This window comes from Methylococcus sp. EFPC2 (assembly GCF_016925495.1).
Taxonomy (GTDB): domain Bacteria; phylum Pseudomonadota; class Gammaproteobacteria; order Methylococcales; family Methylococcaceae; genus EFPC2.
The window spans coordinates 2,636,265-2,651,070 of record NZ_CP070491.1; the positions used below are offsets into that span (position 1 = coordinate 2,636,265).

Genomic DNA, 14,806 nt, shown 5'->3' on the forward strand with positions numbered 1-14,806 from the left:
CCTTGTTCAAACCTTACCGTGTGATCTACCGCGTAGTGGGCGATCAGGTCATCATCTACCTGATCGCCGACGGCCGGCGTGACATGCGCGGTATTGGCGCGCAGACTGCTTGGCGCCTGAACCCCAGCAGCCTGTACCGGTAGCTCAATGGGATCATGTTCCCCGATTCCCGCACCCGGCGATCTTGGAAAAAGGCAGGTAGATCCGCCAAAATTCGACCGGCTATAAATACTTGTCTTGTCGAACAAGCCTATGTGGATATCCGAGTCGTGATCCCGTTTCCCATTACACCTTACGGCCTTGGCCAATACACAGCCTCGGGTGGCGGTTCTAGTTCGAGGACAACCTTTGGCGCCTCCCCCTTTTCTATGTCTCCATTTTTGAACGAACATGATCTAACCACCCACCCTTCGTAAAGGCATCTGAGCATCCAATCATCCTTTCCATCTCCGTACTCGTTTTGAAGGCTTGTCTTGCCAGCCAAAGAATCTATCAACAGGTTGGCTGGAACCTCTAGGACTATACCAGAAGCTTTGGTTGACATTATGAGCTCACCCGTAACGCGCCTGAATACTTCATTCTTATTTGGCTCGACCTTGTCCATTCGGAAGAAATACCTCCATCGATTGAAGTTAAGCTTGCCAATAGTAGCCAGATCGTCGTCAACCAGAGGCACCCTAGCCTTGGAATTTACGTATATGCCACCTCTTGCCACACGTTCAAATCTTCCGAATATGTTATTTGTGTCCTCGATGCGCAAAACAATTGCACCCGAAATACTACGCGTGGTTTGAAAGGCCGCAAATACCGCATTTTCAATGGTCGGATTTCCCGGACCGACCAGTGTTGACAGTGCCGGACTTTGATCGCTTCCTACGCAGATCAATCTCACACCGGTGACATCGTGCTGCTTTGATTTTGCCCGAAGTACTCGATATAAAGCGTGTTGCTTAACATCTTTCGGAGCCTCTTGAACCAAACCGCCTCCAGTCGATAAATACGGTCCAGATCGGTTCGGTAAATACGAAAAATCGATAGAATACGTAGAATGCTTGATGTGTAAAGGTGAATCAGGTTCCCGCGCGATATATTCGAAGAACACGGAAACGTCGTAACCTGCCAGGAATTGTTTTTTTTGATGTAATCCGGGAAGAGAACGCACTGGCCCGGCCATGTTCGTTCTGTCTCCATCGAATTGGCACGACACCTTGAACGGAGAAATTTCGCGACGAATTGCCTCCTGTGTAATCCATTCAGCAACTGCGCGTGATTGACGCTCCTCCCTCCAAAACCGTGGGTACAGAAAGGCAACCTCGATCTAAATTGTCTTACCACTCGAAAGAGTAAGGCGAATGTCTGGACTCGCGCCCTCTTCGGGTTCGTATTCGACCTTGCCGATTCTGGAAACCTCTTCGAGAACAATTAGCTCCCAAACAGCAGCAGTTCTTGTTTCGGAATTTCTGAGGTTTCCTCGAACCTGATCCAGCCGATATCCAACAATAGACTCACAGCGTCTAAGCAACTCGGCCGCTTGCTCCTCCCGTAACATTTACTTGTTCCCGCACTTAACATACTAAATAGAATCTATATCCACCGTGCTATCCAGATTGTATCTAGCACGGAACTAAGCATCCCCCGGTAACTGGGGGCTTTGGATACAGGCTGTTAGCCATTCTACAGAGCTTTTTTACCCATCAACAGGCTCATGCCGACGTGCTACCGCCTACAAGAACCGCCGCGCATCCTAGAGTAGCAAGAGCATTTGCCGCTCGCGCAAGGGCGACGCGACAAAACCGAAACGTTGGTAGAACGCTTCCGTCTCGGCGTCGATGGGGTGAGTGAGCAGCGCGCAGATGCCGGCCTGCTCGGCAATCATGAGTGTGCGGCGAATGGCATCCTGCAACATACCTACGCCGATACTCCGCCCCTGGTAAGCGCGATCTACCGCCAAGCGTGCAAGGATGACCACAGGAATGGGGTATTGCCCCATACCCTTGCGGATGCGCTCGGGAACTTCGAAGGTGTCGACCTGACCCACCGTCAGGCTGAAGTAGCCGACGACTCGGTTATCCTCGCAAACCACGAAAGTCTTGGCCGAGCCGCCTGCCTGCGCCTGCCGCAACAGCCAGCCGTTTAATGTGGGCTTGCTGCAGTCAAAGCCTTCCAGAACGTGTGTCGAATCGAGCGGTGCGGGTTCCGTCAGATTCACTTATCAGCCCAGGGCGGGCGCCGGGCGAACAGGTCGGCCAAGCTGGCGTTGTCGGACTCGGGGCGCTCCAGCATCTCCATCCGGCTCTGGTATTGGCTGCCGGAAACTATGAAAAGACGCTGGTCGAGCAAAGTCTGTTCGGCGGCTTGGCAGGCAGCATCCAGAACGAAGTCGGTAAGCGATTTGTGAGCTACTTCGGCGGCGCGACGTAACACGGCTTACTGCTCGGGTGTGGCGCGCAACCCCAGGGGGCGGAACGTGTGGTGGATGTGGTGGCGGCAGTCATGGCGGCCCTCCTTGCATAAGCACTGCTTCGGCGATGTTAGTACGCGAGGCGCACATCGTCCAGTTGAATACCAGGTTCGGCGTTAGAAAGGCGACCGAGCTTTTGCCGTGGCTCTGATAACATGAAACATCCAGAACTATCATGATGGAGAAGCTCTATGGCTGCCGCTGTCAGCGAAAAGTTTTCTTTCCAAGCCTCGCCTGAGGTACTTGCTGCACTTAGACGGATTGCCGAGGTGGAGGGGAGGGAGTTTCAGGCCGTGCTTGATGAAGCCTTGCGGGAGTACATCGAACGCAAGGAAAACGGCCGGCCTCGTCGCCAGGTCGTGGACGCCTTCGCGCAAAGCTTGGAGGAGTTCGATAGCCTGTACCGGGAACTCGCGAAGTGACGGAGCGGGATTATTTGACCGTCGCTGATGTGCTGGCGATGCATTCCCACCTGGTGCAGCGATACGGTGGAGCATCAGGCATCCGTGACCCCGGCACACTTGAGGCCGCATTGTTTCGCCCACAAACGGGTTACTACGACGATATTGTCGCCGAGGCGGCCACACTGCTGGAAAGCCTGGCCATCAATCATCCCTTCGTCGACGGCAACAAGCGGATAGCCTTCGCCGCTACCGATATATTCCTACGCATCAACGGTTATCGCATTAACCACGCACCGATGGCTATTTACGCCGATATGATGAGGATGTTTGAAACCGGGACTTTCGATGCAGCGTGTCCCACGACGTGCTGTGCCTAACGGCGTTCCCTACGCCGCACGGCCGCACTTGCGGGACGGTTATTGCCTTCGGCGCCCCAGCCGTCCCCCGTCGACTCGCTCCAGCGACCTTAGAGCCGTCGCCTCCGCATCGCTCCGAGATGACTCTACGGCCTGTTCGGGATGCCTTGCAGGTCACCTACGGACGCAATAAAGCCTGCGCCCTGCGGTGCCCCGCCCGGCCCTGGGCCTTCTGGGGGGCATGGAAAACATCCCGGTCTACCCGCTGCGCGGCTGACCTTTGTTTTCCAGCATTGCCCACCTGGAGCCGTGGCTTCGAGAGAGGGTGGTCGAAAAATAATCGGCAGGTATCGAAGCCGTTTTTAAAAACCTATAGGCCGAGACTCAAGGCGCTTCGCTGTGAGCATGGCAATACTGAGTAATGACACCCATATGGCACAGGTAAAATCCAGGTGATTCAAATTCCGATTTGTCCATGATCGCTCGGGGTGCCTTTAAACACGCCCCCCTTGCTCACGATGACGTCACCCACCTAAGCTTTCAGTACTTCCTTCTTGCCTAGTCCCTTCCTGCCACTGCGCATATTCCAGAGGCCGCAAACCGAAACGAATAGCGTTGCCCGCGTGCAGACCTTTGAACTCCGTCAAGACCAGTTCGACGAAACGCTCTCGGTCGTTCTCCGCAACAGTGGCGGGAATAGTGGTCCGGATCGACCCTTCGCTGACCGGCATTCCCCCGCGCACAACGGCAACGACGGCCTCCGTCAATGAATTGCGATAACGCAAACGGAAGGTGTCCGGCGGCACCAGATGCTGTTGCACGGCAACGTACTGCTGGCAAGACCGTTCATAAGCCCACACGAACACATCGCGCAGCAACTCGATGCGAGTAAGTTCATACACGCCCAGAACGCCATCGACGTAGGCTTGCTGCGGCACATCAATGAAGGAAAGCGGACAGAGATTGTGGCGAATGAAAGGAATATTGGCGGCCAGGCGCGAGACTCGTTTGTTCACATCCTCGAACGGTTGCAGGTAAGGGAGATGCACCATCAGGAAAAAAGCCTGTTCGAAGGGATCGCGAATTTCCGACGCCATAATGACCACGATGCCAAATAACTCTTCCAGCCGCTGCGGCATAGCGATCGGCAGATAGACGCTGCCGCCGATATCCACCGGATGGTTGCGAATGCGGCCACAAGCCAGCGGGTCAGGCAGCAAGCCATCGGAAAGGAATGCGTGCAGCGCGACGATGGTTTCCGCATTGACTCCGGCATGTTCGGTATCACGGACCAAATATTCGATCGCGGCTTTGTGGTTGAGGATCATCTGGGTTTCGAGCGCATCCTTGCCTTCTGCGGCCTGGCCGAATTCGATCAGTCGCTCGGTATCGAGCCGACTGTAGGTGTTGCCTTCCAGACGCGAGGACGCCCATGAAAGATCAATCATCAGGCGGTTCAAAATGTCACGTGCGAAGGTTCCGGCACGCTGTTGGCTTGCCGAGGAACGCCCCAGCAGGTGCAGTTGGGCGCGCAACGATTCCGGGAGATAGTAGGTCAGGTTGGGGTGATACCGCTCCAGAAACTCGACTTTGTAACTGACGGGCTGTCTTTGCTGGCGTGGCTGGCGGATGTACGCCCTGATCTCTGCGCCTTCTGGTGAGGTGGGAACATACACCTCGCTGTTGGCCTGGACTATATCGGCTGCCTCGGCAATCACCGAGACGCCATTGACTGGCGAAATCCGATACTTTATCGCGCGTCCCTCGCCTTCTAGCTTGACCCGCATCTGCTCAACCAGTGTGGCCAGGCGGCGCTGCAGAGTGCGGCGGGACATGACCATAGCCATTGCCTGTGAAAGCCTGTCGATGCCAATGCCATCCGGGTACTGGCCGATCAGTTCGACGAGTCGATCCAAATCCTGTGCTGAAACGAGCTTGGGCATATCAGGCGTATTGTTGTGGCGCGTACCCGCAGTATCGCGCCACTTTAGTTGGCGCGCAAAAAATATTCGTGCCAGAACACTTCAACAATCGCAAAAAGGCCAAACGCCGGAATTCTTACTCATCGGCCCGAAGCGTTCCTATCCTGTTGAGAGAATGGGTTCGGGTTCAGTTCCCTGATCCGACCACCATACACAAGGGCTCGGAAATTCTCCGGGCCCTTCTTTTTGCCTGGAGTCCCCGCGTGGCGCGGGGTTCTGGCCCTCAGTGCTGCGGGGATCGCCTGTCGAAATGCCCGGAATCGGCCACTTTCTCGGCCAGAGCCGTCTCTTTTCTCCGTTTGGCCTGCGGGTAGGCGCAGTGGGCACTCTTTTACAATCAACAACTTATGAGCTTGTGTTCATAGTCAACTATGCCCACCAAGGCAGAAAGGGCGGGCGCGTCTCCTGCCCGTTACTCGGTATCACCCACTTCGTCAGCGGCGCTTTCAAGTTCGCCTTCCCGGTACTTATGCGCTGGAACAGCAATGAAGTCCAATGCCGATAGGCAAACAAAAATCGAGCGGTGATACCCCTCGGGGGCAAGGTAAAGAAGTTCTTGCTCGTCAGCCATCGATAGGTTGCAGAAAGTCTCGTACACAATCTTGTTATCGATAAGTGAAATTTGGCGACTGCGGCTGCCCCGCAATTGCCAAGTGATGTCGTGGGCTCTCGAAGCGTACAGTTCCGTTGTTTCGTTAGCTTCTTGCTGTAATTTGGTGCGATCTTCTGGCTTGACGCGGCCATTCGCGATCAATTCGTCTAGAACTGCATCGTCGAGGGAAACCTTCTTGAGTACGGTCTGGATTTCTTGTTCGCTGAACTCGTCGTCCAGAAACTCTGGGCACTCCAGATGCTCCACGATCTTCCAGAATCTCTCGTCGGGATGCACATCAAGGTGCTGTCCACCATAGTCCTCTGGCCCATAGTCGTCGTAAGCATCACTCGAAAAATATGCATCTGCGATGGCTTTGCGACGAACAAACACTATTCGGTTGTCAGAGGCCTTGCAGGTCACCTGCGGACGCAATAAAGCCTGCACCCTTCGGTGCCCCACCCGGCCCTGCGCCTTCTGGGGGGTATGGAAAGTATCCCGGTCTACCCGCTGCGCGGCTGACCTTTGTTTTCCAGCCATGATGGATGGTTTCCGGTGCCACGACGGTTGCCATCGGCTTTCGCTTCGGTACCCTGCGATTGTTGGCTATTCCCGACAAATCTCCGCGCCTCTGAGTCTAACGAGGACCGGAAAGCCGGCCGGCAGGCAGCTTGATAGGGCATGCCATAAGGCCCACTCGGTACCTGGCCGAGGGTGGCCCGGCATTTGCTTAGTCAAACTTATCCAAATATCAGGTTCGGCCACGATGTATTCATTTCCCTTTCGCCTCTCACTCCTGCTTCCCCTAGCTTTGCTCGCCGCCTGTTCCTGGCAACCGGTCGTTCGCGAACAAGCTGCGCCGGTGCCGGTAACTCCGGAAACGGTCGAAAGCCATGACTTCGGCCTGAATACCGAAAACAGCGTCGTGGGCCGTTTGGCCACGGTGCCAGTGCAGGAGGGCGATACCTTGCTGGACATCGCACGACATTACGGCCTGGGTCACAGCCATATCGCCGAAGCCAATCCGGGCATCGACGTCTGGCTGCCGCAGCCCGATGCTCGCGCGGTCTTGCCCCTGCAGTTCATCCTGCCCGACGCGCCGCGCAAAGGCGTGGTGATCAACCTGGCCACCATGCGGCTGTTTCGCTACACCAAGAGCGGCGAACTGCGGACCTACCCGGTCGGCATAGGGCGGGAAGGTCGCTCGACACCCACCGGCGCGATGGCCATAGACCGCAAGGCCGAACACCCGACCTGGCATGTGCCCGAGTCGATCCGCAAGGATCATCAGGCCAAGGGCGATCCGCTGCCGGCCGTCGTGTCTCCGGGCCCCGACAATCCCCTGGGCGACTATGCCTTCTACCTCAACAAGCCGAACTACCTCATCCACGGCACCAACAAGCCCTACAGCATCGGCTTTCGCGCCAGCAACGGCTGCCTCCGGCTGTATCCGGAAGACATCGAAAAGCTCTATGGCGACGTCGCGGTCAAAACGCCGATCCGCATCGTCAACCAGCCTTACCTGATCGGCTGGCTGGACGGCGAACCCTATCTGGAAGCCCACGAACCGTTCGAGGAGGCCGACGCCAAACGCCTGGTGAAAGAACTGAACGCCAAGCTCAAGCAGATCGAGAAAAAGCAGGGCATCAAACTGGATTGGCCCAAGATCGACGCCACCCTCACCCAGGCGCGCGGCTTGCCCACACCGATACGCATCGGCTCGCAAAATCTGGAACAGACCCTGGCCGGAGCGCTAGCCCTGCAACGCCCGGCTCGTTTAGTCGGACAGCCGCAGCCCGTGGCGGACAAGACCCCGGCCTGGTACGTAAAAATCGAGGAAACCGAAAACGCGCGCGATGCCGAGCGTTTGGCCGCCATGCTCAACCACCAGGGTCCGCGCATACCCGCGAAAGCCGTGGTCGACGGCCCACGTCAACACGTGCTGGCGGGCCCCTACGACGATGCCAAGAGCGCGAACGAAGCCATCAAACGCTTGCGTGTCGATCTGGAAATGAAAGGAAAAATCGTCGCCCCGGACACTACACTGAAGCTGGGCGACACGCGCTGAAGCGGACGCTTGCCTCCAGCGCCTGCCGACACTCTAGAACCCGCTATCGGCCGTACACCAGGATTACGGGCAAAGCCACTCAGTCCGCTGTAGCTCGCAGCGCCTGCTCCAGGTCGTTAATCAGATCCTGGACATTCTCGATGCCGACCGAGACACGCAGCAGGTCGACCGGGCAGCGGGTTCCCGAACCTTCGACGCTGGCGCGGTGTTCGATCAGGCTTTCCACCGAACCGAGCGAGGTCGCCCGCCTGAAGAGCCGGACCCGCGCCGCCACGGCTCTGGCGGCGTCTTCGCCGCCGCGTATGCGCAGCGACAGCATGGCGCCGTAGCCGCCCTCCATTTGGCGCGCGGCGATGTCGTGGCCGGGATGGGAAGGCAGGCCGGGGTAGAGCACGGCGGCGATCGCCGGATGATGCTCGAAATGGGCCGCGATGGACGCGGCGGAATCGGCCGCGGCGCGCACACGCGGAAACAGCGTGCGCAGCCCGCGGTTCAACAGCCAGGCCTCGAAGGGGCCGAGGATCGCGCCGCCCGAGGCGCGCGTGGACTTGATCCTCGCCCATAACTCATCTTCGACCCGAGCCACGAGCACGCCGGCCACGACGTCGGAGTGGCCGTTCAGATACTTGGTGGCGGAATGCATCACGATGTCGGCGCCCAGGTTCAGCGGGCGGGTGAACACCGGCGTGGCCACCGTCGAGTCGACGACCAGGCGTGCCCCGGCCGCGTGGGCGAGGTCAGCGGCACGGGCGATGTCGGTGATTTCCCAGGTCGGATTGGCCGGCGTCTCCACCCACACCAGATCGGCCGGCCGTCCCAGTAGCTCGGCGAGTTCGTCGCCGTCGGCGTAGAAATCGAGCGTGATCTGCCAGTTCGTACTGAATTCGATCAGCCAGCGCCGCAAAGCCCAGTACATGGCCTGCGGAGCCACTACGCGCGCGCCGGGCCTGAGCGCCAGAAGCACCGCCGTTGCGGCGGCCATGCCCGAGGCGAAAAGCGCCGCCGCCGCGCCCTGCTCGAGCCGGCACAGCAGGGCCTCGGCGGCGTCGTAGGCCGGGCTCGCGTCGCGCGCATAAACCCGCCCGCCGGGGTAGCCGCCGTCGGCGGCGCGCTCGAACGTGGAGGCGAGGTGCAGCGGCGGCACGATGTCGTAATAGGGTGGCTCCGCGTCGCCCAGGCCTCGGGCGGCCAGGGTATCGGGGTGACAGTGCTCGTCGTGCGGCATGATCCGGTTTCCTGCGTTGAGTGAGAGGTCGGGCGATCCGCCGCCCGTCGCCGCGAGCCTAACAAGACGCCGACGATGGTGTCGAGTGCGCGGGATTGATAGACTCGAAGCCATAGTCTGTAGTCCCAGGGTAGGGCGCTCCCGTCGTGATCCGCATCGAAAACCTGCACAAGACCTATCGCGTCGATGGGCGTGAAATCTGCGCGCTGAACGGAATCGACCTGCACATCGGCGAGGGCGAGATATTCGGCATCATCGGCCGTTCCGGTGCGGGCAAGAGCACGCTGATCCGCAGCTTGAACCTGCTCGAACGTCCGAGCGCCGGCCGCGTGTTGATAGCCGGCGAGGACATCACGCAGTTCGACCACCACCGGCTGTATGCGCTGCGCCGGCGTACCGGCATGATCTTCCAGCACTTCAACCTGCTCAACGCGAAGACGGTGGCCGACAACATAGCCTGGCCGCTGAAGGCCACCGGGCGCCATACCGCCGCGCAACGCGCCGCGCGGGTCGCCGAGCTGCTGGACCTGGTGGGGCTGGCCGACCAGGGCGGGAAATACCCGGCGCAATTGTCGGGCGGACAGAAGCAGCGCGTGGGCATCGCGCGTGCGCTGGCCAATCATCCGCAATTACTGCTGTGCGACGAGGCGACCTCCGCGCTCGATCCCGAAACCACACAGTCCATCCTCAAGCTGCTGCTCGACATCAACCGCCAGCTCGGCCTCACCATCGTGCTGATCACCCACGAGATGCAGGTCATTCGCACACTGTGCGACCGGGTCGCGGTCATCGAGGCCGGGCGCATCGTCGAGTGCGGCACGGTCGCCGAGGTGTTTTTGCATCCGCGGCATCCCGTGACGCGCAGCCTGGTGACGCAGAGCGATCCACTGATCGCGGCAACGCCGGCCCCGTTCCCAGCGTACCCGAGTGACAAACCGCGCGGTACCCGGGTGCGCCTGACCTATCTCGGCGACGTCGTTTACCAGCCCATCCTGAGCCATCTCGCCGCGGCGACGCCGGCACGGATCACCCTGTTGCAGGGCGAGGTGTCGACCATCAAGGACGTACCTTTCGGCCAACTACTGCTGGAGCTGCAAGGCAGCACGGACGAAATCGGCCGGGTATACGCCGAACTCGACCGCTTGCAGATCCACCGCGAGGTTCTATTGTGATCGACCTGTCCGTCATCGACTGGGCCGACATCGGTGCCGCGACCTGGGAGACGCTGGTGATGACCGGGGTTTCCCTGCTATTCACCGTGCTGATCGGCCTGCCGCTGGGCATCCTGCTTTACCTGACCGCCAGCAAACAGTTGCTGGACAGGCCCGGCGTGTACCGGGCGCTGTCATTCGTCGTCAACGTGCTGCGATCGGTGCCTTTCCTGATCCTGCTGATCGTGATGATACCGGTGACGGTGATCCTGATAGGCACCTCGCTGGGCGTCGAAGGCGCGATACCGCCGCTGGTCGTCGGCACGGCGCCGTTTTTCGCCCGCTTGGTGGAAAACGTGCTGCGCGAGGTGGACCGCGGCGTCATCGAGGCCTGCCAGGCGATGGGCATACGCACCCACCGCATCATTTTCGGCGCGCTCTTGCCCGAGGCGCTGCCGGGGCTGATCGCCGCCACCACCGTGACCGCGATCACGCTGATGTCTTACGCAGCGATGTCGGGCGTGATCGGCGGCGGCGGCCTGGGCGATCTCGCCATCCGTTTCGGCTATCAGCGCTTTCAGACCGAGGTGATGGTGATCACCGTCGCCCTGCTGGTGGTGCTGGTTCAACTCATCCAGTACGCCGGCGACCGCCTGGTGCTTTATTTCACCCGCCATTGATTACCCAACGCAGGAGCGTTCCATGTCCACCCCGATACGCAGGTTTTTGATCGCCGCGCTGTTCACCCTCGTGCTTGCTCCGGCCGCTCAGGCCGCCGACAAGCTGGTGATCGCCGCCACGCCCGTGCCGCACGCCGAGATCCTCGAATTCGTCAAGCCGATCCTGGCGAAAGAAGGCGTGGCGCTGGAGGTGAAGGTGTTCACCGACTATGTGCAGCCGGCGGTGCAGACCAACGAGAAGCGGGTCGACGGCAACTACTACCTGCACCAGCCCTTTCTGGACGAACTCAAGAAGAAACAGAAAAACGACATCCAGGTCGCGGTGGCCAAGGTCCATGTCGAGCCTTTCGCCGCGTATTCCAGCAAGCATAAGAGTCTGGCCGAGCTTCCCGCCGGCGCCACCGTGGCGCTGCCGAACGACCCGTCCAACTCCGGCCGCGCGCTCCTGCTGCTGGCGAAACAAGGCCTGATCACGCTGAAGGGCGCCGACAACATCTCGGCGACCACCAAGGACATCGTGGCGAACCCCAAGAAGCTGAAGTTCCGCGAACTGGAGGCCGCCACGCTGCCGCGCATCCTGAACCAGGTCGACCTTGCCCTGATCAACACCAATTACGCGATAGCCGCCAAGCTGAATCCGCTCAAGGACTCGCTGTTCATCGAGGACGCCCGCTCGCCTTACGCCAACCTGCTGGTGGCGCGCACCGATAACGTCGACAGCCCGGCGATCAAGAAGCTGGCGGCGGCGCTGACCTCGCCGGAAGTGAAGCAATTCATCGCCGACAAATACCAGGGCGCGGTGGTGCCGGCGTTCTGATCCATGAACGATGCCGCAACGCCCTGACGGCCGTTATCTCATCGCGCTCGGTCGGCCGATGGATGCCCGACTCAAAAGAAACCGGCGGGCCGCGTCGGGTTTCCCTCCGAGCGACGGACTTGCCGATCGCCCGCGCCAGATGGCTGGCCCTTTCATCCGATGGCTTCAAGACCCATGATCGCCGTCCTGTCGGGGGTGTCCGGCTCCGGGAAAACCACCGTTGGGCGCTTGCTTGCGCAGGCCTTGAGCTGGCCTTATATCGAGGGCGACGATTTACACCCTGCGGCCAATATCGAGAAGATGAGCAAGGGCGTCCCTCTCACCGACTACGATCGTCAGTCCTGGCTTGTAGAACTATCCCGCGTGTTTGCCGAATACCTGCACGGCGAAAAATCGGCCGTGGCGAGTTGTTCCGCCCTGAAACGGTCCTATCGGGATCGGCTCAGGGCCGCGGGCCCGGGAGTCGTATTCGTTCAGTTAAGCACAACGCCCGAAATCATTCGTTTGCGCCTCACGACTCGCCAGGCTCATTTCGCGGGTGTCGGACTCATGGCAAGCCAATTCGCAGCCCTGGAACCGCTCGATTCCGATGAAGGCATGATCATCGAGGCGTCGACCGATCCCGCCGACATTGTGCTTACCATCCGGCAGCGCTGGGCACTTTAGACCATCGCCGGAATTTACCGCCCGAAGCCGCGCCCGAGGTAGGACGGCATCGGGTGCGGAAGGCCATGGGCTATCCGAACCCTGTAAGGGCCAGTAAACGGACTGAGCAGGGCTCAGCGGGATTTCGGCGGGTACTTGGTCGCCGGTACTGGGCGGCGCTCCTCGCCATAGCCGACCGGAACGGCTCGCGCTTGGTTCTTGGCAGCGCTTTTGGGCGCGTTTGCCTGTCGGGGAACAAGCTGTGGACGGGTTTCTCCCCGCCGAGCGCCGGCAAGAGCCTGGGCTTTCGGTGATACGGACGGCCGCGACTTGCTGTATTCCACCAAGACGGCTTTCTTCGGTTCGGCCCTCACCGTACTGACGCCTTTGAAAGATACCGGCTGAACCCGTGCCGCGCCGGCGAGTTGCCGTGGATATGCGGCCTTCGGCGCCAGGATTGGGACAACGGGCGCGGACGTGGCCGCGCTGGCGACTTTCAGCGTTGCGGGGACAGGTTGTGGCACCGTGGATGCGGCGCTAAACGCGGATTTTCTGGCTGACGCGTCGGCCGTCCAGATAGCGTCACCCTCATAATTCAGACCTTCCGGGAAAAAACGCTGCGGCTCGCTGGCGATCTCCCGCGCCGCCAGAAATTCGGCGTAATAGTTGCGAGAGGCGAAGCCGAATTGCGGGTGGTCGTATTCCTTGACGATCCGCGGGAAGTCGTGGCCAAAGCGGTTCTTGGCCCTTTGCATGCCGCCTATGCCGTGATTGTACGAGGTCACGGCGAGCGGCCAACTGCCCAGTTTGTGGTAGGCATGGCTCAGGTAGCGGGCGGCGCCATACGTCGAGGCGATAGGATCGAGCCGGGCCTCCGCGCTGTCGTCGCCGTCCATGAAGATGCGGGCCGCCCCGGCGGTGAATTGCCAGACGCCCAACGCGCCAGCCGAGGAATGCGCGTTAAACTGAAACGAAGACTCCACGTGGGGCAGATACGCCAAGTCCTCCGGCAAACCGGCGTTGCGGAAGATTTCCCGATACTTGCGGTCGTAGCGACTGCCGATGGCCAGCCCCTTCTTGAACCGTTCCCGGAGTCCGCGCTGCTGGCGCAGGCGCTGACTGGCGCCATAAATGGCATTGCGGTCGCCGGTGATCTGCCCCACCTGCTCCACCAGCCCTTGTTCATCGCCGTTCAACGCCGCCCCCGAGGCTAGCTTATATTCCAAATCGCCCAACCGGCGCTTCCAGCCATCGAGGCGCGACTGGATGTATTCCTTCTGTTCGGGAGTCAGGCTCTCGCCTACCCCATCCGGCAACTGCACGACCTCATAGATCACATTCATGTGAAGCTTGTCATGAATGGCTACTTGGGACCGGCTCCAGCTGGCGTAGACCTTGCGCCAGAATTTCACCTGGGGCTCGATCTCCCTGGGCCTGGGAAACACCTCCGACGGGTGGTATGCCGGCTCCGGTGTATCGTCGGGGTAAGCCAGGATCGGGTTGGACGGAGCAATGGGCTCGCGTGGCGGAGTTGCCTGTGACCTCCCGTTAGTCTTATGGACCACGGGTTTCGTGCTACAGGCGGCCATCAAGATAAGTGGAACCACGGTGAATAAAACTTGGAGCAGTCTGCTGGACATGATAATGCCTCGGTTTCCAGGCCACCGGCCAAGGCCGCGATCGGCCGCACATCTACGGAATCCCCGGCGCTCATTCTGAGCCGGCCTGGGCATTGTAGTCCACCCTACCGCCAACGATTGGGTGATATCCGCATTATCGGCCTTCTGGGGTGTGGCTGCGGACTATAACGGCAAAGTCTACGAATCCCAAGGCGGGTCTACACCGCAGTAAGGCACGAAACTCGGATCCGTTGGTTCGATCGTCGCGAGAGTGACGACCCCATGCTCGTCCGCGGCGGGCCGGGGTGATTTGCGCCCGCCCCTCGCGTAAGACGACTTTTCATTTCCTTTCACGGCGCCGGGCGAGTTGGCCTCACCGCCCGCGTCTGCAGGCTGCCACCTCTGGAACAGGGCGCTCTCGATCCCGTTCGGGATGTACCACTTCTTCCGCGCGGCATCCCAGCGCGCGCCAAGCGCCTTCGCCTGATCCTTCTCCGCATAAGGCACGTCCAAGTATCGTTTCTGGTTGCTCATGTCTGCTTGAATGTGGGGTAGTCTGGAAAAACAGCCCGGTTATCCGCCGGGGATTGCATGTGCCGTATGACGGGGCTACAAGGAAGCTCGTTGCCAAGACGAAAGCCGGCACGCTTTTACAAGCATCCGTCGACCATAAAAAAAGGTTTACCTGCACGAAGCAGGTAAACCTTTTGTATTGGCTGGGGGACTAGGATTCGAACCTAGGTTGATGGAGTCAGAGTCCATAGTCCTGCCGCTAGACGATCCCCCAATAGCCTGTGTAGCGGACG

At 59.9% G+C, this 14,806-nt stretch carries 16 protein-coding genes and 1 tRNA gene; 8 read left to right on the forward strand and 9 right to left on the reverse strand.

The window, feature by feature from the left end; translation table 11 throughout:
* Positions 1-2 precede the first annotated feature (2 nt).
* Positions 3-143: a hypothetical protein gene (locus tag JWZ97_RS11185; protein WP_205429013.1), complete on the forward strand. Its 141-nt coding sequence runs from the start codon at positions 3-5 to the stop codon at positions 141-143.
* Between the two features lie 149 nt (positions 144-292).
* On the opposite strand, the gene JWZ97_RS11190 is transcribed toward JWZ97_RS11185, so the two are convergent.
* The 3 genes from JWZ97_RS11190 to JWZ97_RS11200 all read right to left on the reverse strand — a co-directional run bounded on the left by JWZ97_RS11190 (position 293) and on the right by JWZ97_RS11200 (position 2,424).
* Complete coding sequence (locus tag JWZ97_RS11190; RefSeq protein WP_205429014.1) at positions 293-1,174, reverse strand: hypothetical protein; 882 nt, start codon at positions 1,172-1,174, stop codon at positions 293-295.
* Positions 1,175-1,744: 570 nt separating this feature from the next.
* The gene (locus tag JWZ97_RS11195) at positions 1,745-2,209 is read right to left on the reverse strand and encodes a GNAT family N-acetyltransferase (protein ID WP_205429016.1); all 465 of its coding nucleotides are present in this window, start codon (positions 2,207-2,209) and stop codon (positions 1,745-1,747) included.
* Positions 2,206-2,424: a DUF1778 domain-containing protein gene (locus JWZ97_RS11200; protein WP_240342318.1), complete on the reverse strand. Its 219-nt coding sequence runs from the start codon at positions 2,422-2,424 to the stop codon at positions 2,206-2,208. Before JWZ97_RS11200 ends, JWZ97_RS11195 begins: the two co-directional genes overlap by 4 nt.
* 228 nt (positions 2,425-2,652) lie before the next feature.
* On the opposite strand from JWZ97_RS11200, the gene JWZ97_RS11205 reads away from it, so the two are divergent.
* A complete protein-coding gene (locus JWZ97_RS11205; protein ID WP_205429017.1) occupies positions 2,653-2,883 on the forward strand; it encodes a hypothetical protein in 231 nt (76 codons plus the stop codon).
* Positions 2,884-2,897: 14 nt separating this feature from the next.
* Positions 2,898-3,242, forward strand: a complete 345-nt coding sequence (locus tag JWZ97_RS11210) for a type II toxin-antitoxin system death-on-curing family toxin (protein ID WP_240342319.1) — start codon at positions 2,898-2,900, stop codon at positions 3,240-3,242.
* Positions 3,243-3,745: 503 nt separating this feature from the next.
* Here the strand turns inward: JWZ97_RS11210 and JWZ97_RS11215 are convergent.
* Together JWZ97_RS11215 and JWZ97_RS11220 are read right to left on the reverse strand one after the other, a co-directional pair.
* Positions 3,746-5,164 (reverse strand): Fic family protein, encoded by a 1,419-nt coding sequence (locus tag JWZ97_RS11215; RefSeq protein WP_205429026.1) that lies wholly within the window; start codon positions 5,162-5,164, stop codon positions 3,746-3,748.
* Between the two features lie 451 nt (positions 5,165-5,615).
* Positions 5,616-6,335 carry a hypothetical protein gene (locus JWZ97_RS11220; RefSeq protein WP_205429028.1) on the reverse strand — a complete coding sequence of 240 codons (720 nt, stop codon included), beginning with the start codon at positions 6,333-6,335 and terminating at the stop codon, positions 5,616-5,618.
* Between the two features lie 226 nt (positions 6,336-6,561).
* On the opposite strand from JWZ97_RS11220, the gene JWZ97_RS11225 reads away from it, so the two are divergent.
* Entirely contained in the window at positions 6,562-7,863 is a 1,302-nt protein-coding gene (locus tag JWZ97_RS11225) for a L,D-transpeptidase family protein (protein ID WP_205429035.1), read from the forward strand.
* 79 nt (positions 7,864-7,942) lie between these two features.
* Here the strand turns inward: JWZ97_RS11225 and JWZ97_RS11230 are convergent, their stop codons facing one another.
* On the reverse strand, positions 7,943-9,088 hold the full coding sequence (locus JWZ97_RS11230) for a PLP-dependent aspartate aminotransferase family protein (protein ID WP_205429037.1): 1,146 nt from the start codon (positions 9,086-9,088) through the stop codon (positions 7,943-7,945).
* A gap of 146 nt (positions 9,089-9,234) precedes the next feature.
* On the opposite strand from JWZ97_RS11230, the gene JWZ97_RS11235 reads away from it, so the two are divergent.
* The 4 genes from JWZ97_RS11235 (at position 9,235) to JWZ97_RS11250 (ending at position 12,402) form a co-directional block, all read left to right on the forward strand.
* A complete protein-coding gene (locus JWZ97_RS11235; protein ID WP_205429046.1) occupies positions 9,235-10,260 on the forward strand; it encodes a methionine ABC transporter ATP-binding protein in 1,026 nt (341 codons plus the stop codon).
* Positions 10,257-10,919 carry a methionine ABC transporter permease gene (locus JWZ97_RS11240; RefSeq protein ID WP_240342320.1) on the forward strand — a complete coding sequence of 221 codons (663 nt, stop codon included), beginning with the start codon at positions 10,257-10,259 and terminating at the stop codon, positions 10,917-10,919. Before JWZ97_RS11235 ends, JWZ97_RS11240 begins: the two co-directional genes overlap by 4 nt.
* 22 nt (positions 10,920-10,941) lie before the next feature.
* Positions 10,942-11,736 (forward strand): MetQ/NlpA family ABC transporter substrate-binding protein, encoded by a 795-nt coding sequence (locus tag JWZ97_RS11245; RefSeq protein WP_240342321.1) that lies wholly within the window; start codon positions 10,942-10,944, stop codon positions 11,734-11,736.
* A 174-nt stretch (positions 11,737-11,910) separates the two neighbouring features.
* Positions 11,911-12,402: a gluconokinase gene (locus JWZ97_RS11250; RefSeq protein WP_240342322.1), complete on the forward strand. Its 492-nt coding sequence runs from the start codon at positions 11,911-11,913 to the stop codon at positions 12,400-12,402.
* Positions 12,403-12,515: 113 nt separating this feature from the next.
* On the opposite strand, the gene JWZ97_RS11255 is transcribed toward JWZ97_RS11250, so the two are convergent.
* The 3 genes from JWZ97_RS11255 to JWZ97_RS11265 form a co-directional block, all read right to left on the reverse strand.
* A complete protein-coding gene (locus JWZ97_RS11255) occupies positions 12,516-13,724 on the reverse strand; it encodes a lytic transglycosylase domain-containing protein (protein WP_240342323.1) in 1,209 nt (402 codons plus the stop codon).
* Between the two features lie 474 nt (positions 13,725-14,198).
* Positions 14,199-14,534: a DUF5710 domain-containing protein gene (locus JWZ97_RS11260; RefSeq protein WP_205429050.1), complete on the reverse strand. Its 336-nt coding sequence runs from the start codon at positions 14,532-14,534 to the stop codon at positions 14,199-14,201.
* Positions 14,535-14,713: 179 nt separating this feature from the next.
* Positions 14,714-14,787 (reverse strand) — tRNA-Gln (locus JWZ97_RS11265).
* Between the last annotated feature and the right edge of the window lie 19 nt (positions 14,788-14,806).